The following is a 22,598-nucleotide window of genomic DNA, read 5'->3' on the forward strand; positions in this document are numbered from 1 at the left end:
CAGTTCCCAACCGCGATACGCCGCAACTAGCCTCGCAGAGCGTGACCCAACGCCGCCTGATCTCCGTCCTGGCCGCCGTCCTGACCCTTCTCACAGTCGGGCTCGCCGCCTGTGGAGGACGCGACAACGCCGCACCCAAGAACAGGGACGTCATCCGCTGGGCGGAGTTCCCCGGCGTCGTGCCGAACTGGATCCTGCCGATCACCGATCCTGGCCACAACGGCACCCCGAACACCATGCAGTTCTCCTACCTGATGTGGCGCCCGCTCTACTGGCGCGGCAACGGCACCAAGCCGACGCTCGACGACGGGCTGAGCATCGCCGAGCAGCCGGAGTTCGGCGCGGACGGCAAGACGGTCACCGTCAAGCTCAAGGACTTCGACTGGTCCGACGGGAAACCGGTCACCAGCCGCGACGTGGAGTTCTGGATCAACCTGATCAAGTTCAACCCCGACAAGTGGTCGGGCTACGTGAAGGGCAACATCCCCGACAACATCGCGAAATTCGAAGCGGTCGACGACAAGACGTTCAAGCTGACCCTCACCAAGCCGATCTCGCGCGACTGGTACACCGCCAACCAGCTCAGCCTGATCGTGCCGCTCCCCCACCATGCCTGGGCCAAGGGCAAGGACGACCGTACGGAGGTCGGCGCCAAGGCCATCCTGACCGACCTCATGGCAGAGGCCAAGCAGCCGGCGAAGTACGCCACGAATTCCTTGTGGAAAACGGTCAACGGCCCTTGGACGCTCGAGAAGTACGAGACCGACGGCCGGATCAGCTTCGTACCCAACGCGAAGTACTCCGGCAAGGACAAGCCGACGGTCAAGCGGTTCGAGGAGGTCCCGTACACAACCGAAGAGGCGGCGTTCAACGCGCTGATGGCCGGCGACATCGACTACGGCCTGCTCCCGTTCAAGAACCTCAACCAGCGTGAACGAGTCGAGAAGACCGGATACGCCTTCTCCGCCTGGAAGCTGTGGGGCATCAACTACATCGCGCTCAACTACAACAGCGCCAAGTCGGGCGCGCTGGCCAGGCAGCTGTACATCCGCCAGGCCATGCAGTCGCTGATCAACCAGCCGCTCATCATCGACAAGGTCTTCCAGGGCCAGGGCGCGCAGATCTTCGGCCCCGTTCCGAAGGAGCCGAAGAACCCCTACTCGACGGTCGATGCCATCAAGTACCCCTACGACGCCAAGAAGGCAGTCGGGCTGCTGGAGCAGAACGGCTGGGACGTCAAGCCAGGCGGCCAGACGACCTGCAAGACTCCGGGCACCGCCAAGGGCCAGTGCGGCGAAGGCATCGCCGCGGGCGCGAAGCTGGAGTTCGACGCCATCGTCACCAGCAACCGCAAGCCCGTCCTGCTGGAGATGCAGACGCTGCAGTCGGAGTTCAAGCAGAAGGCCGGCATCGGCTACACCGTGAAGCCGACGCCGTTCGCGCAGATCATCAACGACGCGTTCACGCCATGTACGAGGGACAACCCGGACCCGTGCCCGTGGGGTGCGGCCGTCTGGGGCGGCGGATCCAGCCTCGCGCCGTATCCGACCGGTGAGCAGGTCTTCCACTCCTCGGGCGCGAACAACCCCGGCCACTACTCCGACCCCCAAGCCGACAAGCTGATCGAGGCCTCGCTCGCCGGAGGCGCCACCGAGCTGCAGGCGTACGAGGAGTACCTTGCCGAGCAGCTGCCCGTGTTGTGGGTGCCGAACCCGACGTACCAGTTGTCCATGATTCGTACCGACCTCCAAGGCGCGGCACAACAGAGCCCGTACTCCGCGCTCACGCCCGAGCGCTGGCACTGGAAGGAAGCTGCCAAATGAGCCGGCAGGCCATCGACCAACTGTCCGGAGAGATGTTCGCCTACCAGCTGTCGACCTCGCCGTTGTACGCCGCGCAGCTCGGCTATCCCGGATACATCGACAAGCTCCCCGACAACAGCGAGGCCGGGCGGCAGGCCCGTAAGAGCGAACTGGAGGGCATCGCCGCCCGCGTCCGACAAGTCGATCCGGAAGGTCTCGACCCCGAGACCCGCGTGACGTACACGATGCTGTTGCGCCAGATCAACGACCAGATCCTCACGATCGACGCACGGGCCGACGACTACACCGTCTCGCCCACGTCGCAGACCGGCTTGGCCGCCTCAGTCATCCTGAGCTTCCCGAAGACGATGCTGCGCACGGTCGACGACGCCGAGGCCTACCTGCGCCGCTGCTCGCTCGTGCCGGCGTGGCTCGAGCAGGCCAAGGAGAACCTCCGCAGCGGACGCGAGAGCGGACGCACACCCGTACGCCTGCTGACCGAGGCCGCGATCGAGCAGCTGACGACCTACCTCGACACCCCGGTGACCGACGACCCGCTGCTCGGTGTCTCGCTTCCGCTGGCGGTCACCGACGCGTGGACCGATCGCCTGATGGCCGTCGTCCGCGACGAGGTACGGCCCGCGATGTCGGCCTACCGCGACTACCTCGTCAACGCCGTCCTGCCCGGCACGCGCGACAACGACCACCCCGGCATCGCCAACCTGCCGAACGGCGTCGAGCTGTACGCCAAGCTGATCGCGCAGCACACCACGACCGACCGCACCGCGGAAGAAATCCACCAGACCGGTCTCGACCTGGTGGCGGACCTGATCGAGGAGATGCGCGAGCTCGGCGAACGCGTGCTCGGCACCGCCGACTTCGACGCCATCAAGCACCGGCTGCGCGCCGACAAGGACCTGTTCTTCACCACCCCACAAGAGATCCTCGGCGCGGCCAGCGACGCACTCAACCGCGCGCAGCAAGCGCTCCCGGCATGGATCGGCCGGCTGCCCGAGGTCGGCTGCCAGGTGCTGCCGATGAGCGCGTACGAGGTGGAGAACGGCGTGCTCGGCTACTACCAGTGGCCGAGCCAGGACGGCAGCCGCCCCGGCACCTACTGGGTCAACACCTACAAGCCCAACACGCGCCCGCGGTTCGAGTCACAGGTGCTGGCGTTCCACGAGTCGGTGCCTGGCCACCACACGCAGCTCGCGTTGTCGCAGGAGCTCACCGAGCAGAACGACTTCCGCCGGCACGCGCGAGTGAACGCGTTCAGTGAAGGCTGGGCGCTCTACACCGAACGGCTCTGCGACGAGATGGGCCTGTACACGCAGAACATCTACCGGCTCGGCATGATCTCGTTCGACTTCTGGCGGGCCACCCGGCTCGTCGTCGACACCGGAATGCACGCGATGGGCTGGAGCCGCGACCGGGCCGTGAAGTACATGTTCGACAACAGCGCCCTGACGTTGAAGAACATCGAGAACGAGATCGACCGCTACATCAGCTGGCCGGGTCAGGCACTGGCGTACATGCACGGCCGGCTGGAGATCCGGCGGCTGCGCGATCTGGCCAAGCAGCGCCTAGGCTCGGCGTTCGTCGTGCGCGACTTCCACACCGAGCTGCTCAGCCACGGATCGCTGCCGCTGTCGGTGCTGGCCGAGGTGATGGAACGCTGGATCCAAGAACGGTTGCCGGGTAACAGCGCATGACGGGATACCTCCTGCGCCGGATCGGCCAGGCCCTGATCGTGGTCGTGCTGGTCTCGCTGATCGTCTTCGTGCTGCTCCGCCTGCTGCCGGGCGGGCCGGCGCGGGCGATCCTCGGGCCGGGCGCCACGCAGGAGCAGGTGGTGCAGTTCAACCGCGAGCAGGGCTTCGAGCAGCCGATTCCTCTGCAGTACTTGAGCTACGCCGCCCGAGTCGGGCAGGGTGACCTCGGCTACTCCTACCGGCTCAACCAGAACGTCGTCGCGCTCATCACCGAACGGCTGCCGAAGACGTTGCTGCTGACGATTCTGGCGACGCTCCTCGGGCTGCTGATCGCGCTGCCACTCGGCATCGTCCAGGCCGTACGACGCAACAAGCTGGTCGACTACGTAGCCACCGGCGTGGCGTTCGTGCTGTACGCCATGCCGGTGTTCCTGCTGGGACTGCTGCTCATCATCCTGTTCTCGCAGACGTTGGGGATCCTGCCGCCACAGGCGCCGCAGGGATCGTCGATCGGCGAAGTCCTCAGCCAGGCCGACGGTCTCGTGCTGCCCGTCCTCACGCTCGCGCTGCTGACGGTCGCGACGTTCAGCCGGTACGCCCGATCGTCGACGCTCGACAACCTCGGCGAAGATTACGTACGGACGGCCCGGGCGAAGGGCGCGCTCGAGGGCCGGGTGCTCTCCAAGCACGTGACACGCAACGCGCTCGTTCCGATTGTCACCTTGCTCGGGCTCTACGTCCCCTATCTGTTCGGCGGTTCGCTGGTCACCGAGGCGACGTTCAACTACCCGGGCATGGGCTTGCTGTTCTGGGATGCGGCGCAGAACCGCGACTATCCGATCCTGCTCGGCGTCGTGCTGGTCATCTCGGTCGCGACGGTCGTGGGCTCACTGCTCGCCGACCTCGCGTACGCCTGGCTGGACCCGCGAGTGAGGTTCTCGTCGACATGACCGCGACCACTGCTCCTCCTGCCGAAACGGTCCGCAGCCCGGGCAACTTCCGGGTCGGCCTGGCCACGTTCCTCGACAACAAGCTGGCGCTGACCGGGCTGATCCTGGTCGCGGCCCTGGCCTGCTTCAGTTTCATCGGCCCGTTGCTGTATCACACCGACCAGGTCAACACCGATCTCTACTCCGTCGAGCTGCCACCCGGATCGCCCGGCCACATCCTCGGCACCGACCAGGCCGGCTACGACCAGCTGGGCCGGCTGATGGTCGCGGGCCAGACCTCCTTGCTGGTCGGCGTTTCCGCCGGCCTGCTGGCGACGGTGATCGGCGCGTTGTGGGGCGCGGTCGCGGGCTTCTTCGGCGGTGTCGTCGACGCGGCGATGATGCGGGTCGTCGACGCGTTGCTGTCCGTTCCGGCCATCTTCCTGCTGCTCGTGATCGCCGCGATGTGGCGACCGACCACGTGGTCGCTGGTGATCCTGATCGGGCTGATCGCGTGGCTCGTCCCCGCCCGGTTGGTGCGCGGCGAGGCGCTGAGCCTGCGCGTTCGCGAGTACGTCCAAGCAGTACGCATGATGGGCGGCGGGCGCTGGCGCGCGGTGAGCCGTCACATCGTTCCGAACGCGCTGGGCACGATCGTGGTGAGCGCGAGCTTCCAGGTCGCCGACGCGATCATCTACCTTGCGTACTTGAGCTTTCTCGGCCTCGGGCTCGCACCACCGACCACCGACTGGGGTGGCATGCTGTCGGATGGTGTCGACTACGTTTACAGCGACTACTGGTGGCTGATCTATCCACCAGGGCTCGCGATCGTGCTCGTCGTGATCGGCTTCAACTTCATCGGCGACGGACTGCGCGACTCGTTCGACGCGCGGTTGCGCCGCCGTTAGGACATTAGAATTGTTGAACAATTGAACAAGAGGACAAGAGGACATATGTCATGCTGACGTTCACCAATGCTCTGGTCCTGCCATGCACGGGCGCCGACCCGCTCGAAGGTGCGTCGGTCGTGGTCGAGGACGGCGTGATCCGGGAGATCGCCGAAAGGGCGGCTTCGACTTCCGGCGAGGTGATCGACTGCGGCGGACGCACGCTGATGCCGGGGCTGATCGACGCGCACGTGCACGTCTGCTCGTTCGACGTCGAGATCGGACGGCAACGGCGGGAGACGCCGACCAGCCTGGTGGCGTACGAGACCGCCGTCCGGCTGCGGCAGACGCTGGAGCAGGGCTTCACGACGATCCGCGACGCGGGCGGCGCCGACTGGGGCATGAAGGAGGCGGTCGCGCGTGGGCTGATCGCCGGGCCGCGGATGCTGGTGAGCGGGCACCCGCTGTCGCAGACCGGCGGGCACGGCGACGGTCGTACCCGCGCCGAAGACACCGTGGGCTGCCGTTGTGGCGCGCGGATCGGGATGGTCGAGAACATCGCGGACGGCCCGGACGAGGTACGCCGCGCGACCCGTGAGCAGCTGCGTCGCGGTGCCGACCAGATCAAGATCATGGCGGGCGGTGGCGTGGCGTCGCCGACCGACAAGCTGGAGTCGCTGCAGTACCAGCCGGCCGAGCTGCTGGCCGCGGTCGAGGAGGCGACGGCGGCCGGGACGTACGTACTGGCGCACGCGTACACGCCGGCGGCGATCCGCAACGCCGTCGAGGCGGGCGTGCGTTCGATCGAGCACGGCAACTTCCTGGACGAGCCGACCGCGGCGCTGATGGCGGAGCGCGGCGCCTACCTCGTGCCGACGTTCGTCGCGTACGAGAAGCTCTACGAAGAGGGCAAGGCGAACGGCTTCGCGCCGGAGAAGCTGGCGAAGCTCGACATCGTGCTCGGCGAGGGCCTCGACTCGCTGCAACGCGCGCTGACCGCGGGCGTACGGATCGGGTCGGGCTCCGATCTGCTCGGGCCGCTGGCGCGGCACAAGGTGCGGGAGCTCGCGATCAAGGCGAAGGTGCTCGGCGCGCACGACACGCTGATCGCGACGACGCGGACGAACGCGGAGCTGCTGGGTATCTCCGACGAGACCGGGACGCTCGAACCGGGCAAGGCCGCCGACTTGCTGGTGGTCGACGGCAACCCGCTGGACGAGATCGCGATCCTGCAGAACGCCGAGAACCTGCGGGTGATCATGCGGGGCGGATCGTTCGTGACCCGGCGGTTGTAGTTTCGAAAGCATGGATGGACCGCTGGCCGAGCTCGGGGTCGACCTTCCTGTGCTCGCCGCGCCGATGGCGGGCGGGGCGACGACGCCCGAACTGGTCGTGGCGGCCGCGTCGGTGCGCAGCATGGGCTTCCTGGCGGCGGGCTATCTGAGGCCGGAGGCGTTCGCGGCGCAGCTCGCGGTGGTGCGGGCGGCGCGGGTGCCGTTCGGTGTCAACCTGTTCGCGCCGAACCCTGTGCCGGTGTCCGTGCAGGCGTTCCGCGACTACGCGCGGGCGCTGCAGCCGGAGGCGTCCCGGTTCGGGCTGGAGCTGGCCGGAACGGATCCCGTCGAGGACGACGATCACTGGCCGGAGAAGGTCTCGCTGCTGCTGGCCCAGCCCGTGCCGGTGGTGTCGTTCACGTTCGGTGTGCCGGAGCCGGCGGTCATCGCGGCGTTCCGGGCGGTCGGGACGTTCGTACTCCAGACGGTCACGTCGGTTTCGGAGGCCGAGCTCGCGATCCTGGCCGGAGCCGACGGGCTGATCGTGCAGTCGTCGGCCGCCGGCGGTCACTCCGCGACGCTGACGCCGGGACGGCCGCCGGGGCCCGTGCCGCTGCCCGAGCTGGTCGCCCAGGTGTGGTCGGTGTCGCCGGGCTCGCTGCCGCTGTTCGCGGCAGGCGGGCTGGCGACCGCGGCGGATGTGGCGCTGGCCATCCGTTCCGGAGCATCGGCCGCGATGGTGGGAACTGCGCTGCTGCTGACCTCCGAGGCCGGCACCTCGGCGACGCATCGGGACGCGCTGATGGATCCGGCGTTCGACCAGACCGCGGTGACACATGCGTTCACCGGACGACCGGCGCGAGGGCTGCGGAATCGCTTCATCGAGCGCTACGACGCGATCGCGCCACTGGGATATCCGGCGTTGCACCACCTGACCAGCCCGCTCCGCAAGGCCGCGGCCGCAGCCGGCGACGCCGGATCGGTGCACCTGTGGTCCGGCACCGGCTACCGCGAAGCCCGCGAGGAACCGGCCGCCACCACACTCACCCGGCTCGTCCAGGACCTCTTCTAGGCGTTGCCGGCGCCGAACGCAGCCTCGATGCGGGCGGTGATCGCCCGCGGACCACGCTCGAACCCGGCCTGCGCCGAGCACCAGCCGCACCGAGCCGGCCGCCACCACACTCACCCGCCTCGACCAAGACCTCTAGGGTTCACCCGCGCCAAGCACCGCTTCCGTACCGGCGATGATCGCCCGCAGGCCGTGGTCGAACGCCGCCTCACTGAGGGGGCTGCCACCGGCGCGCACGGCTTGCAGCAGTACGGCATCCGGGCCGCCCAGCAGCGCGGCCGTCGCCGCCAGCGGGTCGGCGGGTGGCTCGGTGTACTCCTGGCGGGTGGTCTGTTCCTGCAGGACGAAGCCGGTCGCGTAGTAGGACAGCGTGGAGATCGTACGCAGGGCGAGCAGCGGCGGGAACCCTTGTTCGACCATCGCGGCCAGCTCGCCCTCGAACGCCTGGACGGTCTTTGGGCCGAGCCGGGCTCGGGAGACGATCCGGGCGCCGTCGCGGTAGGACAGCACCGACTCGCGGTAGGCGCGGCTGCGGCGCATCAGCCAGTCCTGCCACGACTCGCCGTCTCCTGGCGGGCCCATGCCGGCGCCGACGACCATCGCGTCGGCCATCTCGTCCAGCAGCTCCTGCTTGTTGCGGAAATGCCAGTAGAGCGCGGGGTTCTGCACGCCGAGCTCGGCGGCGAGGCGGCGCATGGTCAGCCCGTCGAGGCCGACCTCGTTGAGCAGGCCGACCGCGGTCTCGACGATCGTCTCGCGGGTCAGTTTGTTCTCGACCATCGCAAGCCACCTTAGCAGTGCTAAGCTTCGCTTTAGCGTTGCTAAGGAGGTGGATCGGGTGCTCACGGCAACCGCGTCCGACGGGACGAGCGCTCTGGCGTACGACGAAGGCCAAGGCCCGGCGATCCTGCTGCTGCATCCCGGCCTGGACGACGGGCGGAGATGCAAGGGACTCGCTCGGATCCTGGCCGGGCAGGGATACCGGGTGCTGCGGTTGCACAGGCGGCAGTACCGGCCTGACCTGCCGAAGTGCACGGTGGCCGAGGAGGTCGCGCACGTCCGGGCGGTCGTCGAGGCCGTCGGCTCACCCGTGCTGCTCTACGGCCACTCCGACGGCGGCGTGATCGCGTTGGAGTCGCTGGTGGCGATGCCCGGCTCGTTCGCCGGTGCGGTGATCTTCGAACCGGCATCCGTCGTCGACACCTTGTGGGGCGGGCCGGCCGGCGACGTCGTGGAGCGGGCCAGGTCCGCGCTCGCCGCCGGACGGGTCGGCAAGGCGATGGAGATCTTCGTACGGGACGGCACCGGGCTGCCGGCGTGGCAGGCCTGGGTATCGGGAGCGCTGACGGCGCTGATCCCGCGGTACCGGCGGCTGGTGCCCGGACAGATCAACTCGCTCGAGGCGATGGACCACCTGGGCGCGCGACTGGACGCGTACGCCGGCATCACCGTCCCGACCGTCCTGCTCGGCGGTGAGCGGACGCCGGCGCACCTCACGCGGGTGGTGGACGCCGTCGCGGCGGCGATCCCGAACGCCGAGCGCGTCGTGCTCCCCCGGCGCGACCACGGTGCGGACTTGAAGGCGCCCAAGGAGGTGGCCGGCGTCATCTCCTCGCTGGCCGGAAAGGTTTTGCGATGACTCTCACGGCAACCGCTGCGGACGGCACGAGCGTCCGGGCGTTCGACGAGGGTGCGGGGCCGGTCGTCCTCCTACTGCACGGCGGCATGGACGACGGCTCATCCTGGACGTGGGTCGCCCGGCGGCTGACGTCTCGTTATCGGGTCCTGCGGCTGCACCGGCGGCAGTACCGGCAGGATCTCGTGACCGGCGGTTCGGGCTGCACGATGGCCGAGGAGGTCGCGCACGTCCAGGCGCTGGTGGATTTGATCGGAGAGCCTTCGGTGGTCGTCGGGCACTCGTCGGGTGCGGTGCTCGCGCTGGAGTCGCTGGTGGCCTCGCCTGGTTCCTTTGCCGGCGCGGTGCTGTACGAGCCGCCGAGTGTGACGGCCGCGCTGCCGCTTGGCGGTCCGGCGCTGGTGCGAGCACAGGCAGCGCTCGCGGCGGGACGTACGGGCCGTGCTCTGTCCATCTTCCTGCGCGACATCGCGGGCGCACCGGGATGGGCGGTATGGCTGACCGGCATGGCGATCCCGCTGGTGCCGAGGCTGCGCCGGATGGCACCCCACCAGATCGACGACTGCGCTGCGATCGAGGCGCTGGGCGACCGGCTAGAGGCGTACGGGAGGATCGCCGTACCAACCACCCTCCTCGGCGGCGATCGAAGCCCTGCACACCTCCGCGAACGCCTGGACTCGCTGGAACAGGTCCTCCCGAACGTCGAACGCGTGGTTATGCGTGGCCAGGCCCATGGAGCGAACCTGCGGGCCCCGGACCAAGTAGCCGACGTCGTCGCTCGGCTGGCCGCCAGAGCGTTCAGCTGACGTCTCGCGCCGCGGTCGTCGCGAGCGGTGTGGGCTCGCGGCCGAGGAGGTAGCGCAGCACGTTCGGATTGCCCGGATACCCGCCCCGGTCGTACTTCGCCCACATCGCCATCAGCTCGGCGGCCACCTGTCGCGGCAGGCCCGGTGGCAGCGGCAGCTCGGTCGGCGGAACCTCTTCGACCCGCAGGTCGCGGCCGGTCGCCCGCCCGATCTGCTCGACCATCTCGGCCGTGGTCAGCCGTTCAGGCCCAGCCAGCTCATACGACGCGTAGACGTGGTCGCCGGCCTCGGCAACCACTCGCCCGACGACGTACGCCACGTTCTCGAGGTCGACGAGCCAGAACGGGGCGGCTTTGCTGTACGCCAGGCGGAGCACGCCATCGGCGGCGTTGTCGGCCAGCCCGAGCAACGTCTGCTGGTACATCGTCGGCCGGATGATCGTCCACTCCAGGCCGGAGTCCTTCACCAGCGTCTCGGCGGCCAGCTTGCGCAGATGGTGCGGCACGCCGGGGTACTGCGGATGCAGCACGGAGTAATAGACGAACCGCGGCACCTGCTGCTCCACGGCCGCACCAAGCGCACCGGCGACGTACGCCTCCTCCCGCGCCTCGAACGGTGGCGCGATGAACACCAGCGTGTCGAGCCCCGAGATCGCCGCCGCGACCGACGCACGGTCACCCAGCTCGACCGAAACCGCCTCGGCGGCTCCGGCCTGTCGTGCAGCCTCGGCCGATTTGGCGCTGTGCACCAGCCCACGTACGCGGATCCCGCGCCGGGCCAGCTCGCGCACAACGGAACGACCGGTCTGCCCACCGGCCGCCGTCACACCAGCGAACGGCATGCCACGACCACTTCCCTACTCTCATCGGCCGCCGCGTAGCCAGCGGCTCCTCAGCACTGCCCACGCCGCGGCACAGTCGTCACCGAGCCAGCTCGCCCACGACGCCGCGACCAGTCTGCCCGCCAGCCGTCACACTCGCAAAGGCACAGCACGAGCACATTGCAGCTTCTTGCCGGCTGCGCTTCCAGACTCAGCGGCCCGGTCACGTCATCGCGCTGACCAGCAGGACCGTCGGCATCCGCCAACGCTGCAACCGAATCGGCCGCCGAGCCAGCTCGCCGACGATGCGGCAACCACGTTCGCTACTTCTTGTCGGCCGCCGCGGTGGCCAGCAGCTCCTCGGCATGGGCACGTGCCGTCGCGGAGTCGTCGAGGCCGGCGAGCATGCGGGCGAGTTCGTCGATGCGGTCCTTGTCTTCCAGGCGGAGTAGGCCGCTGCGCGTGATCGAGCCGTCGTCGGACTTGCGGACGACGTAGTGGCGGTCGGCGAAGGCTGCTACCTGCGGCAGGTGCGTCACCACGATCACCTGGGCCGTTCGCGCCAGCTTGGCCAGCCGGCGGCCGATCTCGACGGCCGCCTTGCCGCCGACGCCGGCGTCCACCTCGTCGAAGACGAACGTCGGTGCGCCGTCGGTGTGGGCGAAGACCACTTCGATCGCGAGCATGACGCGCGACAGCTCACCGCCGGACGCGCCACGCTGGACCGGACGCGCCGGCGCGCCGGCGTGCGGCTGCAGCAACAGCTCGATCTCGTCGGCGCCGTGCGGTCCGGGGTCGACCGGGCTGATCTGGGCGGTCAGCACGGCGTGCGGCATCGCGAGGGCGGCGAGCTCTGCCGTCACCGCGGCACCGAGCTTCTTGCCGGCCTTGGTGCGAGCCTGGGAGATCTTCGCTGCCAGGTCGGTCAGCTCGGCGCGCAGCTTGGTCTGCTCGGCCTGGAGCTCGGCGATCCGATCGTCAGAACCATCGAGGTCTGCGAGCCGGGCAGCCGCCTGTTCGGCCCAGGCCAGCACCTCGTCGACGGTCTCGCCGTACTTCCGAGTCAGCGCCGACAGGGCGGCCCGGCGTTCGCTGATCGCCTGCAGCCGCGCCGGATCGGTGTCGACGCCCGCGGCGTAGGAGGCCAGGTCGGCACCGGCATCGGCGACCAGAGAAGCCGCCTCGGCGATCCGATCGGCCAGCGAGGCCAGCTCGGGGTCGTGGGAACGCATGCCGTCGAGCGCCTTACGCGCACCGGCCAGCAAGGTCAGAGCATCGGACGCCTCAGCGCCTGGGTCTTCGTCGCCGACCAGCGCGATGTGGGCCTGCTCGGCCGCACCGCGTAAGCCGTCGGAATGGGCCAGTCGCTCCTCTTCGGAGGACAGCGCTTCGTCCTCGCCGGGCACCGGTTCGACCGCCTCGACCTCGGACAGACCGAACCGCAGCAGGTCGGCCTCCTGAGCCCGGTCGCGGGCCTTGGTCTGCAGGTCGGTCAACTCGGTGTCGATCGCGGCGAGCCGGGAGTAGGTCTTGCGGTAGGCGGCCAGCGGCTTCAGCACCGGTTGCCCGGCGTAACGGTCGAGGATCTCGCGCTGCCGGGCCGGTCGCAGCAGCCGCAGCTGGTCGGACTGACCGTGCAGCGTGACGAGGTCTTCGGCCAGGTCCGACAGCAAGGCCGCCGGTACGCCAGTGCCACCCGCGTACGCCCGCGACCGCCCGTCCTTGGTCACCGTCCGGACGGTGATCAGCGTGTCGTCCTCGATCTCGGCACCGGCCTCGGCGGCCCGCTTCGCCACCGACGTGCCGGACTCGACACGTAACCGGCCCTCGACGACCGCACGCTCAGCCCCGGTGCGCACGGCACCGCTGTCGGCCCTGCCGCCAAGCAGCAAGGACAGGCCGGTCACGACCATCGTCTTGCCCGCACCGGTCTCACCGGTGACGACGGTCAGTCCCGGATCCAGCTCGAGCACGGCGTCTTCGATCACGCCGAGTCCCTGGATGCGAATCTCTTCCAGCATCGTGGCCTGACTCTATCGCTCTCCACCCCCAAACCCGCTTTCAATCAAGGCGTGGGACGGACCGGATCGTCGCGGTGGGACCGGAGGTTGTTACGCGGCAGCTGATCGCCGAGGTCACCGAGCTGATGATCAGCGAGTCCGAGGAGCGGCGACGTCGCCGGTAGCTCAGTTCTCGTACGAGCGGCGGCCACGCCAGCCCTCGACCGGAAGGTCGAACTTCGCCACGAGTCGGTCGGTGAACGGCGCGTGGTGCAGGCGGGCCAGGCGTACCGGCTGTACTCCCCGCCGTACCTCGACCCGCGCGCCGGGTGGCAGGTCCTCCGTCCGGCGTCCGTCACACCAGAGGACGGCCGGACCAGGGTTGCGGGACAGCAGCTCGACCGCGATCACGGAGTCCGGCGCGACGACCATCGGCCGGGCGAAGAGCGCGTGCGCTGACAGCGGTACGACCAGCAACGCCTCGACTGTCGGCCAGACGATCGGGCCGCCGGCCGAGAACGCGTACGCCGTGGAGCCCGTCGGCGTCGCGGCCACCACACCATCGCCACTCCAGCGGGACAGCGGCCTGCCGTCGACTTCGACGACGGCCTCCAGCATGCGCTCGCGAGCTGACTTCTCGACGCTGGCCTCGTTGAGCGCCCACTGCTCGACCCGGCGGCCGTTGACGTTGACCTGGATGTCGATCGTCATACGTTCCTCGACCGCGTACTTCCGCTTCACCACGTGGTCGATCGTGACGTCGATCTCGTCGCGTTCGGACTCGGCGAGGAAGCCGATGTGACCGAGGTTGACGCCGAGCAAAGGCACACCCGAGCCGCGGGCGACGTCGGCGCCGCGCAGGATCGTGCCGTCGCCGCCGAGCACCATGACGATCTCGCAGCCGGCCGCGACCTGCTCGTCGTCGGCCGAAGCGACCTCAACACGGTCCATCGCGAGGTCGGACGCGTCCTCGGCCAGCACACGTACGACGATTCCCTCGTCGGTGAGCCGCTTGGCCGACTCGCGGGCGATGTTGATCGCCTCGGATCGGCCGGTGTGCACGACCAGCAGAACCCGTCGATCGTCGGTCATGGGTTCGCTCCTGTCGCGCTGGTCACGCCGCTGCCGGCCGGGGAGGTCCCGGTCGTCGCCGCGGCAAGGTCCGCCTCGGACAGGGCCGGAGCACCCGCCCGGAGCCGTAGAAAGAACTCGACGTTGCCCGACGGCCCGGGCAGTGGACTCCGAACCAGCCCGGCGACGCCGAGCCCGAGCTCAGCCGCCGTGGCCGCCACGCCACGGATGGCGTCCGCGCGGAGTTCGTCATCCTGAACAACGCCTCGCTTGCCCAATCGTTCCCTCCCGACCTCGAACTGCGGCTTCACCAGGAGGAGGAGTTCCCCACCGGTGCGGATCAAGCCGTCGAGGGCCGGAAGGGCCAGGCGGAGCGAGATGAACGACAGGTCGGCGACCACCAGGTCGACAGGCCCGCCAACCTGGTCGGCCGTGAGGTCGCGGACGTTGACGCCGTCGTATGCGCGAACGTCCGGGTGCTGCCGGATCTCCGGCGCCAGCTGATCGTGCCCGACATCGACGGCGATCACCTGTTTGGCGCCGGAGTGCAGCAGGACGTCGGTGAAGCCGCCGGTACACGCGCCCGCGTCGAGACAGGTCAGACCCTTGACGTCGACCCTCAGCTGCTCGAGGGCGCCGGCGAGCTTGTGCCCACCCCGCGAGACGTACTCCGGCCCGTCACCGATCACCTCGACGACCGCCTGATCGGGCGTGTCGGTCGCCGCCTTGGTCGCCGTGCGCCCGTCGATGCGTACCCGGCCGGCCGCGATCAGCTCGGCGGCATGATCGCGCGATCTGGCCAGCCCTCGCCGTACCAGCTCGGCGTCGAGCCTGGTTCGTCCCCGCGAAGGGGAGCCGTTCATGCGTAGTCCGACGGCGCGTCGGCCGCCCCGCCCTCATCCTTGCCGGCGGCGAGCAGTGCCGCGTGCAGCCGGTGGTGGGCGTCCTCGTAGACCTCGATGTGATCGGCTGTGTCGAGCTGATCGAGCTCCGCAAGCCGCTCGACGACGGCATCGACCTCGGGATGCCCGTAAGCGCTCGGCGCCTCGCCAGCGTCGGCAGCGGTCGTGCTCGGGTCGAAGCTGAGCTCGAGGCTGCTGGAGTACGCGGAGCCGGTGCCGGCATCATCGGTGTCTTCGAACCCGTCAGCGACGGCTTCAGCCTCGGCGGCGTGTGCGACCGGCTCATCCGCGTCGTCGGTACCCGACCACAAGTCCGCATCCGGTTCGACTGCCTCGCCGAACACAGCCAGCTCCTCAGGCTCGGTGGCTTCCGTAACCTCCGCCGCGCCGGCCGTGTCGGCGTGGTCGAACCCGCCAGCGCCACCAGATTCGTGCTCGGCAGTGAGGCCAGCGGCGACCGGCGCCGACTCGGCGCCACCAGACTCACCGCGAGCGAGCTCAGTCACCGCATTGTCAGAACCGAACTCCGCATCGGCGACTGCGGCGCCACCTCCGCCAGCGTCTTCGCCGCTGCCGACATCACCGAACTCACCTCGGGTCGGCTCAGCCAACGCGTCGTCAGCGTTACCGGGCTCGCCATCGGCGGCCGCGAGCCACCCAGACTCAGCCTCGGCGACGGCGGAAATACCTCCACCAACACCCTCCGCGCTGCCGACGTCCTCGAACTCGCTGTGAGCGGACTCGGCCTCAGCGACCGCGGCGCCACCACGGTCAGCCTCTTCGGCACTGCCGACATCACCGAACTCACCGCGAGCCAGCTCAACCACCGCATCGTCAGTGCTGTCGGACTCGTCAGGTGCGTCATGAGCGGTCTCAGCCGACGTTTCAGCCGCACCCGGCCACAGCCAGGCAGGCTGCTCAGCCACCGGCTCGTAGAGCTCGGCAGCGGACTCGAGATTTTCGTCCGCGGCCTCGTCAGCAGGCTCAGCAGCGGGCTGCTCGACAGCCTCGGCGGAGGCGCCGAACTCGCCGGTGGCTTCGCCGGCCGGGTCGGGTTCGGCGGGATTGCCGGGCGGAGCGGCCTGTTCGGGCTTGGGGCGTCCGAAGATCAGCGGGGTCACGTCATTGTTCAACTCGCTCACGCCTCATACCAAAGCACGGACCGCCGCGTCGATGTCGACCGGGCCGTCGGTGTTCCAGCAGGCGAGCGTCAGCGCGCGTACACCGTCATCGCGCAAGCGGTTTCCCTCGGCGGCGGTCAGCACCGCTTTGCCGTCGGTGACCTCGGCGGTCCAGGCGCCGCAGCGGTAGCGGCCGCCCTCCGTCACTACCTCCGGATGCGGCTCGTACAGTCCGTGCAGGTCGGAGGCGATGTACGTCGGGCGCTGGTGGACCGGCGCCCGCAGCAGGTCCTCGATCGTGGTGACGCCGGTGAGTACGAGCAGGCTGGGCAACTCGGCGTTGTTCGCGCCCTCGATATCGGTGTCCAGCCGGTCACCGATCACCAACACGCGCGCCGACGCACCACTCGGACCGTGCACCCGGACCAGGGTCTCGTCGAAGATCGGGCGGGCCGGCTTTCCGGCGATCACCGGGTCCCGGCCGGTGGCCATCCGGATTACCTCGACCAGCGTCCCGTTGCCAGGCGCGAGACCGCCGTCGGTCGGCAGCGTCCGGTCGACGTTCGACGCGATCCACGGGATGTCCCGCGCCAGCGCGTACGCACCCTCGGCCAGCAGCCGCCAGCCCACGTCGGGATGGAATCCCTGCGCGACCGCCGCCGGCTGCTCGGCCGCGGTCGAGACCACCACCAGGCCGCGCTCTTCCAGCGCGATCCGGAGCCCTTCGCCGCCGATCACCAGGACCTTCGCGCCAGGCTCGACCCGATCCGCCACCAGGCCGGCCGCAGCCTGCGCGGAGCTGACCACCTCGTCGGGCTTGGCCCGGATGCCGAGGCCGGTCAGCTGATCGGCCACCGTGTCAGGTGTACGCGAGGCGTTGTTAGTGACGAACGCGATCGCCTGGCCGGAGTCACGCAACCGGCTCACGATCTCCGGAGCACCGGGTACGGCCGCCGACCCGACGTACACGACACCGTCGAGGTCGAACAGGAACGTGTCGAACCCATCAACCAGCGGCCTGCCGTCCGTCGATCGGAGCTGTTCCGCGGGCGGCGGGCCCGGCGCTGGTTTCGTGTCGCCGGGCGTGCTCCCGGACCCTGACGTACTCACCCAGCGGATTCTGCCTGGCCGCCCTCGTCGCGGGCGCGCAGGGTCTCCCGCACGTCTCGCAGCGCGTCGGCGTAGGACTCGGTGCCGGGACGCATCGCGGTGGCCATCGCGAGATGGCCGGCCGCCTTCACGTGCTCGCCGAGCCGGCTCAACGCGAGCCCGAGGCCGAAGTGCGCGTAGTCGTCGGCAGGGTTCTCCTCGACCAGCGAGCGGAACGTCTGCGCCGAGTCGGAGTAACGGCGCGAGTTGAACAGCGCGCGAGCCATCGCCTCACGAATCGCCTTCGACTCCGGCTCCTCGGCTTGGGCGTGTCCCAGCAGCTGTGCGGCGGCCGCGGCGTTGCCGGTGCGGAGCAACTCCAGGCCGCGCCGGTACCAGTCGTAGACGTCGCCTTCGGGGCGCCCTCGTCGCCACTCAGCCATGTGTCGACCTCCCTCGTTCGTCGCCTGGTGGGACAACGCGAGCGAGTCGTGCCGGATTCCCGCCACGCCGCCACGCGACCGCAACAGGTCAACCGGTTGGCCGCACTGCGCGACGTACGATCACCGACATGGCCGAAGCAGCAGGTGGCGGGCTCGTCCTGGAGCCGTTTCGTGGCATCAGGTACGGCCCCGACCACGCCGGCCGGCTGGCCGACGTTACGTCACCGCCGTACGACGTCGTCGACGGGCAGGCTCTGCTCGAGCTGCGCGAGTCGGACCCGCACAACGTCGTCCGGTTGATCCTGCCGTCGTCCGGCGAACCCGCGGAGGCCGCGCGCCTGCTACGGGAATGGCGAGCCGGCGGCGTACTCGTCCGCGACGACACGGCCATGCTCTACGGCTACGAACAGCGGATCTCCGGCCGGCCCATCCAGCGCGGCCTGCTCGGCGCCGTCCGGCTGCACCCGGAGCGCGACGGGGTGATCCTGCCGCACGAGGACGTGATGCCCGGCCCGGTCGCCGGGCGACTGGCGATCATGCGAGCGTGCGACGGGAACCTGGAACCGATCCTCCTTTCGTACGAGGGTGGTGGCGCCGCCTCCGAGATCGTCGAAGCGACCTCGGCGGCGCCGGCCTTGGCTACGGCGGTGGTACCCGACGGGCTCGAGCACCGGCTGTGGCCGATCCAAGACCCGCGGCTGCTGGCCGCGATCGCCGGCGACCTGGCGAGCCGGCAGGCGTTGATCGCGGACGGACACCACCGGTACGCGGCCTACCTCGGCCTGCGCGCCGAGCACCGCGCCGCGGGCGACGGTGACGGGCCGTGGGACTACGGGCTGGCGTTGCTGGTCGACCAGCGCGCCCACCCACTACAGCTGGCGGCGATCCACCGGGTCGTCACCGGGCTGAGCCTCGCCGAGGCGTCTCAGCGCCTGGCGAACGCGAACGGCTTCGTGGTCGAGTCGTTCGGCCGGTCGGCGGAGGCGGCTCGGTCAGTGCTCGCCGAACTCGGCGGTGCGCCAGCCGAGCCGGTGGCCGACCGGCTCGGCCCGGACCCGGTCGCGGTCGCCGGCGATTCGGCAGGACGGGCGGGCCGGGTTCGCCGGCACGCGTACGTCCTGACGGATGGACAGCAGTGGGTGGTGCTGTCGGCTCCGTGGGCCAGCTTCGATCTTCATCCGATGCTGGACAGCACCGTTCTGCACGAAGTGGTGCTGAGTCAGGTGCTCGGAGTCTCCGAGGACCAGATCCGCTACGCGCACGCCGCCGACAGCGCTATCAGCGACGCGGGACCGCAGAGCGTGGCGATCCTGCTCAATCCGGTCGACATCGGTACGGTCGCCGACCTGGCCCGCCGTGGCATCCGGATGCCACGAAAGTCCACGTCGTTCGGCCCGAAGCCGCGGACCGGCCTCGTAATGCGCTCCTTCATCGAGTAGATCCGCCGCCTCGCGGTGCCGGACAGCCCGAGTCCGGCACCGCGGGGTGCGAAGGTGCCAGCCGCCTCCCAGACGCCCTCTGATGAGACGGCTGGCGGCTTTGTGGGGACGCGGCCGGCCAGCTCGCTTCGGCCAACCGGTCCGCAGGTAGGGGCGACTGTCGGCAGCAGCTCGCGATCGGCCCGGATGGACAGCTGCTTGCTCGTGCGCAAGGTCGGGCCCGACTCGCCACGGCCGACCGGACTGCCAGCCACCGGCGACCTGTCGACAGCAGCCCCCGATCCGGCCGAATGGACAGCTGCTTGCTCGTGCGCACGATCGTCAGCGAGTGGCGCAGGTGGTCTGGCTGGTCGCGCATGTGCTGGTCGCCGTGCCCATGACCTGTGAGTCTGCTCAGCAGTCAGCCGACAGCCGGCCGGCAAGAGCAGGCGACCTGTCGCGACAGCCGAGCGCCCGCTCGTGCGTGACCTGGCCGGTGGCATGCACCATGCGGGCGCCCGCACGGTCTGCTTCACGCCGCTTCGGGCTTGGCCGTGGTCGCGCCCTTCTCGTTCTCCTTCTCCTTCTTGTTCGGCTTGGGCGGCACCAGGGCGGCAGGTGCGAGCAACTGGGCTTCGTGGACCTCGACTTCGTAGCGGCTGGTGGGGATGCCGCTCGTACGGAAGAAGCGGCGGCGGAGGGATCCGCTGACCTGGATGATGTCGCCCACGGTCCACTTCTCGAGCTTCTTGTGGGTCCTCGGGTTCCAGGATGCGCAGTCGATCGCGTCGAAGCCGGCGGACTTGCGGCCGGGGCGGGGGCGGCCGGATCGGTCGACGACGATGCGGAGGGTTCCGACCACGTCGCCGCTGGGGAGGCCGCGCTTGCGTAGCGAGCTCGTGATCCGGCCGACGAGCAACACCTCGTTGCAATGGTCTATCTCGAGCTCAGGCTCGGGCGCAGGTGCCTCTGCTCGTGTCATGTCCGGGATCGTCGCCGCAGCAGCCTCGGTCGGCCCGCTTTCACGGGTACGGCTGCCGGGCTCGTCAGGTTCGTGCTGATGCTCCACGGTTGTCGAACTCACCTCCTCAGTCGTGGGAGCCACCGTCTCGACTCCCGGCGTGCACCGTTTGGCGGTGCACGTCCACTTTGACCGGTCCAAGCGGGATCTGGAGAGATGAGTTTTGAGTTGGGGATAACCCCGATTTTCGCCAACGTGTGGACGAAAAAGGGCCACTGCCCCGCCGGTGAAGGCAAGGCAGTGGCCCATTGGACTCACGGCAGTTCGAGGCGCCGTTCTCCCGCGTCCGTGTCGCCGTCGACGTCGGCGATCTCCGCGCGGGCGAACCAGTCCGCAGCCTCGGCCTGGCGGCCGAGCTCGACCAGGGTGTCGGCGTAGGTGTAGAGCAGGCGCGCGACCCACGGGACCTGCTCGGACGAACGCAGCTCCGGCAGTTCGAGAACGCGTAGCGCGGCTTTCGGTTCACCGAGGTCGCGGCGCGCACCGGCCTCGACGATCCGCAGCTCGATCAGGCCGGCCGGATCCAGCTTGGCCGCCTCCGCGCTGGACGCGAGCTCGACGGCGCGTTCCGGACGGCCGAGGCCGCGCTCGCAGTCGGCCATGACCGGCAGGTAGTCGGGTGAGCCGTTCAGCCGGCGAGCCGCTCTGAACTCGGCGAGCGCGGACTCGTACTTGCCGGCGGAATACGCCGCGAATCCGACCGCTTCCCGGACCACGGCCAGCCGGGCGCCCTCCTGGCGGGCGGCCATGGCGTGCTCGAGTGCGGTCTCGGGCTCGTCGTCGATCAGTTGGCCCGCCATGACCAAATGCTTGGAGACACGCTCGGCCGCGGCTTTCGACAGAGTGCCCAGCTCACGACGGATCCCGGGGTCGAGCTCCCGGCCAGTGATCTCGTCGGGCACGGGCGGTCCGACCGGAATGCGCGGCGCCTCGGCCGCCTCGGTCGACGGCTGCCGATCGGCAGGGCCGCCGGAACGCTCCCTGCGCTCGCCACGCGGTCCACCTTCACCGCCACCGCGCTGCGGACGACTGTCGCGGCCTGAACCACGGCGCTCGCCGCGGGGACCACCAGCGCCGGCACCGCGGTGGGGCCGATCGCCCGAACTCTGGCCACGACGTTCGCCACGGGGGGCACTGCCTCCGGCACCACGCTGCGGGCGACCCTCAGAACCTGGGCCGCGACGCTCACCACGTGGATCGCTCCCGGTGCTGCTACCCCGCTGTGGGCGGCCTTCAGAACTCGAGCCCCGGTACCCACCACGCGGACCGTCGGACTTCGCTTCCCACCGGGGTGTGCTATCGGAGCCGGAGGTACGACGCTCGCCTCGGGCGCCACTATCCCCGCTGCCGCGCTGCGGACGGCCTTCAGAACTCGAGCCGCGATACCCGCCGCGCGGACCGTCGGACTTCGCTTCCCATCGCGGTGCGCGATCGGAGTCCGAGGAACGCCGCGGGCCACGGGAACCGGAGTCGCCGGTGCCTCGCTGTGGGCGGCCTTCATAGCTGGAGCCCCGGTGGCCATCGCGTGGGCCGTCGGACTTTCCTTGCCATCGCGGTCCGCGATCGGAGCCGGAGGTACGACGCTCGCCTCGGGCGCCACTGTCCCCGGCGCCGCGCTGCGGACGGCCTTCAGAACTCGAGCCACGGTACCCACCACGCGGACCGTCGGACTTTCCTTCCCACCGGGGTGCGCGATCGGAGCCAGACGTACGACGCTCGCCTCGAGGGCCACCTTCACCGGCTCCACGCTGCGATCCACGATCGAAGCCCGAACCACGATGTCCGCCCCGCGAGCCAGCTCCGCCGGCGTCGCGCTGGGGCCGGCCGCTCGTACCCGAATCGCGTCTGTCAGCGGATCCGCCAGCGCCTCGCGAGCCGCGATTGTCCGACGCAGGGCGACCGCCGCGCTGGTCGTCCCGGCCTCGGCGGCCCTGGTCGTCGTAACCACGGGGTTTGCCGCGACCGCCGGCGCCACCGGTCTGGCCTCGGCCTCCGCTCTGCCCGCCGCGGGCACCGCCCCGACCACTGCCCCGACCGCTGGCTCCACCGCTACCGCGGCTGCCCGCACCACCGCCGCCACGGCGATCGTCGCCACGGCCACTTCCGCCGCGACCAGCACCGCCTGGCCGGCCGCTACCGCGCCCAGCGCCGTCTGACATCAATCCGCTCCTTCAGCCCTCAGGGCACCTAGTAGACCGTCTACCGGACGCCTAACGCAAAGAAGGCCACCCCGGAGGGTGACCTTCTTTGGAAATGTTGTCCGGCGGTGTCCTACTCTCCCACAGGCCTCCGCCTGCAGTACCATCGGCGCTGAAGAGCTTAACTTCCGGGTTCGGAATGGGACCGGGTGTTTCCCCTTCGCTATGACCGCCGTAACCCTATAGAGATATCAACCAACACACACGCAGGTGTGGGTGTGTTCCCGGCCGTATCCCGGGAACCGCACAGTGAACGCGAACAAAAACTCTTGGCCCCACACACGCACCAAAAGGGGGCGTGGAGGAAAGTAAGAATATGTGTGGTGACAAGCCCTCGGCCTATTAGTACCGGTCAGCTCCACACGTCTTATGGTCCGTGCTTCCACTTCCGGCCTATCAA

Annotated in this window: 19 protein-coding genes and 1 rRNA gene; 9 read left to right on the plus strand and 11 right to left on the minus strand. The window is 69.5% G+C overall.

Going from position 1 to position 22,598, the window contains the following annotated elements:
• Positions 1–41 precede the first annotated feature (41 nt).
• The 6 genes from ACYVF6_RS24110 to ACYVF6_RS24135 are packed head-to-tail and all read left to right on the plus strand — an operon-like array spanning position 42 to position 7,676.
• A complete protein-coding gene (locus tag ACYVF6_RS24110) occupies positions 42–1,823 on the plus strand; it encodes a peptide ABC transporter substrate-binding protein (protein WP_460524767.1) in 1,782 nt (593 codons plus the stop codon).
• Positions 1,820–3,514, plus strand: a complete 1,695-nt coding sequence (locus ACYVF6_RS24115; protein ID WP_460524768.1) for a DUF885 domain-containing protein — start codon at positions 1,820–1,822, stop codon at positions 3,512–3,514. Before ACYVF6_RS24110 ends, ACYVF6_RS24115 begins: the two co-directional genes overlap by 4 nt.
• Positions 3,511–4,464: an ABC transporter permease gene (locus ACYVF6_RS24120; protein WP_460524769.1), complete on the plus strand. Its 954-nt coding sequence runs from the start codon at positions 3,511–3,513 to the stop codon at positions 4,462–4,464. The genes ACYVF6_RS24115 and ACYVF6_RS24120 overlap by 4 nt, the downstream gene beginning before the upstream one ends.
• A complete protein-coding gene (locus ACYVF6_RS24125; protein ID WP_460524770.1) occupies positions 4,461–5,351 on the plus strand; it encodes an ABC transporter permease in 891 nt (296 codons plus the stop codon). The genes ACYVF6_RS24120 and ACYVF6_RS24125 overlap by 4 nt, the downstream gene beginning before the upstream one ends.
• A 50-nt stretch (positions 5,352–5,401) precedes the next feature.
• Entirely contained in the window at positions 5,402–6,625 is a 1,224-nt protein-coding gene (locus tag ACYVF6_RS24130; protein ID WP_460524771.1) for a metal-dependent hydrolase family protein, read from the plus strand.
• 10 nt (positions 6,626–6,635) lie between these two features.
• The gene (locus tag ACYVF6_RS24135) at positions 6,636–7,676 is read left to right on the plus strand and encodes a nitronate monooxygenase family protein (RefSeq protein WP_460524772.1); all 1,041 of its coding nucleotides are present in this window, start codon (positions 6,636–6,638) and stop codon (positions 7,674–7,676) included.
• A gap of 132 nt (positions 7,677–7,808) precedes the next feature.
• On the opposite strand, the gene ACYVF6_RS24140 is transcribed toward ACYVF6_RS24135, so the two are convergent.
• Positions 7,809–8,453: a TetR family transcriptional regulator gene (locus ACYVF6_RS24140; protein ID WP_460524773.1), complete on the minus strand. Its 645-nt coding sequence runs from the start codon at positions 8,451–8,453 to the stop codon at positions 7,809–7,811.
• A gap of 58 nt (positions 8,454–8,511) precedes the next feature.
• Here ACYVF6_RS24140 and ACYVF6_RS24145 point away from each other — a divergent pair, with 58 nt between their 5' ends.
• Together ACYVF6_RS24145 and ACYVF6_RS24150 are read left to right on the plus strand one after the other, a co-directional pair.
• Positions 8,512–9,312 (plus strand): alpha/beta fold hydrolase, encoded by an 801-nt coding sequence (locus tag ACYVF6_RS24145; protein WP_460524774.1) that lies wholly within the window; start codon positions 8,512–8,514, stop codon positions 9,310–9,312.
• A complete protein-coding gene (locus ACYVF6_RS24150; protein WP_460524776.1) occupies positions 9,309–10,115 on the plus strand; it encodes an alpha/beta fold hydrolase in 807 nt (268 codons plus the stop codon). Before ACYVF6_RS24145 ends, ACYVF6_RS24150 begins: the two co-directional genes overlap by 4 nt.
• Here ACYVF6_RS24150 and ACYVF6_RS24155 read toward each other — a convergent pair.
• The 7 genes from ACYVF6_RS24155 to ACYVF6_RS24185 all read right to left on the minus strand — a co-directional run bounded on the left by ACYVF6_RS24155 (position 10,108) and on the right by ACYVF6_RS24185 (position 17,561).
• Entirely contained in the window at positions 10,108–10,956 is an 849-nt protein-coding gene (locus ACYVF6_RS24155; protein WP_460524777.1) for an SDR family oxidoreductase, read from the minus strand. The two genes, ACYVF6_RS24150 and ACYVF6_RS24155, sit on opposite strands and share 8 nt — an antisense overlap.
• Positions 10,957–11,258: 302 nt before the next feature.
• Entirely contained in the window at positions 11,259–12,956 is a 1,698-nt protein-coding gene (recN, locus tag ACYVF6_RS24160; protein WP_460524778.1) for a DNA repair protein RecN, read from the minus strand.
• Between the two features lie 165 nt (positions 12,957–13,121).
• The gene (locus tag ACYVF6_RS24165) at positions 13,122–14,027 is read right to left on the minus strand and encodes an NAD kinase (protein ID WP_460524779.1); all 906 of its coding nucleotides are present in this window, start codon (positions 14,025–14,027) and stop codon (positions 13,122–13,124) included.
• Positions 14,024–14,869 carry a TlyA family RNA methyltransferase gene (locus tag ACYVF6_RS24170; protein WP_460524780.1) on the minus strand — a complete coding sequence of 282 codons (846 nt, stop codon included), beginning with the start codon at positions 14,867–14,869 and terminating at the stop codon, positions 14,024–14,026. Before ACYVF6_RS24170 ends, ACYVF6_RS24165 begins: the two co-directional genes overlap by 4 nt.
• On the minus strand, positions 14,866–16,050 hold the full coding sequence (locus tag ACYVF6_RS24175; protein ID WP_460524781.1) for a hypothetical protein: 1,185 nt from the start codon (positions 16,048–16,050) through the stop codon (positions 14,866–14,868). The genes ACYVF6_RS24170 and ACYVF6_RS24175 overlap by 4 nt, the downstream gene beginning before the upstream one ends.
• 3 nt (positions 16,051–16,053) lie before the next feature.
• Entirely contained in the window at positions 16,054–17,139 is a 1,086-nt protein-coding gene (locus ACYVF6_RS24180) for an HAD-IIA family hydrolase (protein ID WP_460524782.1), read from the minus strand.
• A complete protein-coding gene (locus ACYVF6_RS24185) occupies positions 17,136–17,561 on the minus strand; it encodes a tetratricopeptide repeat protein (protein ID WP_460524783.1) in 426 nt (141 codons plus the stop codon). Before ACYVF6_RS24185 ends, ACYVF6_RS24180 begins: the two co-directional genes overlap by 4 nt.
• 128 nt (positions 17,562–17,689) lie before the next feature.
• Here ACYVF6_RS24185 and ACYVF6_RS24190 point away from each other — a divergent pair, with 128 nt between their 5' ends.
• A complete protein-coding gene (locus ACYVF6_RS24190) occupies positions 17,690–19,000 on the plus strand; it encodes a DUF1015 domain-containing protein (RefSeq protein ID WP_460524784.1) in 1,311 nt (436 codons plus the stop codon).
• Positions 19,001–19,511: 511 nt separating this feature from the next.
• Here the strand turns inward: ACYVF6_RS24190 and ACYVF6_RS24195 are convergent.
• The 3 genes from ACYVF6_RS24195 to rrf form a co-directional block, all read right to left on the minus strand.
• Positions 19,512–19,961 (minus strand): single-stranded DNA-binding protein, encoded by a 450-nt coding sequence (locus ACYVF6_RS24195; protein WP_460524785.1) that lies wholly within the window; start codon positions 19,959–19,961, stop codon positions 19,512–19,514.
• A gap of 293 nt (positions 19,962–20,254) precedes the next feature.
• Positions 20,255–20,800, minus strand: a complete 546-nt coding sequence (locus tag ACYVF6_RS24200) for a hypothetical protein (RefSeq protein ID WP_460524786.1) — start codon at positions 20,798–20,800, stop codon at positions 20,255–20,257.
• Positions 20,801–22,258: 1,458 nt separating this feature from the next.
• Positions 22,259–22,375, minus strand: a 5S ribosomal RNA gene (rrf, locus tag ACYVF6_RS24205).
• Positions 22,376–22,598: the final 223 nt, after the last annotated feature.

It is taken from the genome of Flindersiella endophytica (genome assembly GCF_054779015.1).

What these genes read in the sequence shown, in the direction of transcription:
- ACYVF6_RS24170 (WP_460524780.1), bottom strand. Translation starts at nt 14,869, where the DNA reads ATGAACGGCTCCCCTTCGCGGGGACGAACCAGGCTCGACGCCGAGCTG.
- recN (WP_460524778.1), bottom strand. Translation starts at nt 12,956, where the DNA reads ATGCTGGAAGAGATTCGCATCCAGGGACTCGGCGTGATCGAAGACGCC.
- ACYVF6_RS24150 (WP_460524776.1), top strand. Translation starts at nt 9,309, where the DNA reads ATGACTCTCACGGCAACCGCTGCGGACGGCACGAGCGTCCGGGCGTTC.
- ACYVF6_RS24120 (WP_460524769.1), top strand. Translation starts at nt 3,511, where the DNA reads ATGACGGGATACCTCCTGCGCCGGATCGGCCAGGCCCTGATCGTGGTC.
- ACYVF6_RS24125 (WP_460524770.1), top strand. Translation starts at nt 4,461, where the DNA reads ATGACCGCGACCACTGCTCCTCCTGCCGAAACGGTCCGCAGCCCGGGC.
- ACYVF6_RS24140 (WP_460524773.1), bottom strand. Translation starts at nt 8,453, where the DNA reads ATGGTCGAGAACAAACTGACCCGCGAGACGATCGTCGAGACCGCGGTC.
- ACYVF6_RS24155 (WP_460524777.1), bottom strand. Translation starts at nt 10,956, where the DNA reads ATGCCGTTCGCTGGTGTGACGGCGGCCGGTGGGCAGACCGGTCGTTCC.
- ACYVF6_RS24185 (WP_460524783.1), bottom strand. Translation starts at nt 17,561, where the DNA reads ATGGCTGAGTGGCGACGAGGGCGCCCCGAAGGCGACGTCTACGACTGG.
- ACYVF6_RS24200 (WP_460524786.1), bottom strand. Translation starts at nt 20,800, where the DNA reads ATGGCGGGCCAACTGATCGACGACGAGCCCGAGACCGCACTCGAGCAC.
- ACYVF6_RS24190 (WP_460524784.1), top strand. Translation starts at nt 17,690, where the DNA reads ATGGCCGAAGCAGCAGGTGGCGGGCTCGTCCTGGAGCCGTTTCGTGGC.
- ACYVF6_RS24195 (WP_460524785.1), bottom strand. Translation starts at nt 19,961, where the DNA reads ATGACACGAGCAGAGGCACCTGCGCCCGAGCCTGAGCTCGAGATAGAC.
- ACYVF6_RS24165 (WP_460524779.1), bottom strand. Translation starts at nt 14,027, where the DNA reads ATGACCGACGATCGACGGGTTCTGCTGGTCGTGCACACCGGCCGATCC.
- ACYVF6_RS24130 (WP_460524771.1), top strand. Translation starts at nt 5,402, where the DNA reads ATGCTGACGTTCACCAATGCTCTGGTCCTGCCATGCACGGGCGCCGAC.
- ACYVF6_RS24135 (WP_460524772.1), top strand. Translation starts at nt 6,636, where the DNA reads ATGGATGGACCGCTGGCCGAGCTCGGGGTCGACCTTCCTGTGCTCGCC.
- ACYVF6_RS24115 (WP_460524768.1), top strand. Translation starts at nt 1,820, where the DNA reads ATGAGCCGGCAGGCCATCGACCAACTGTCCGGAGAGATGTTCGCCTAC.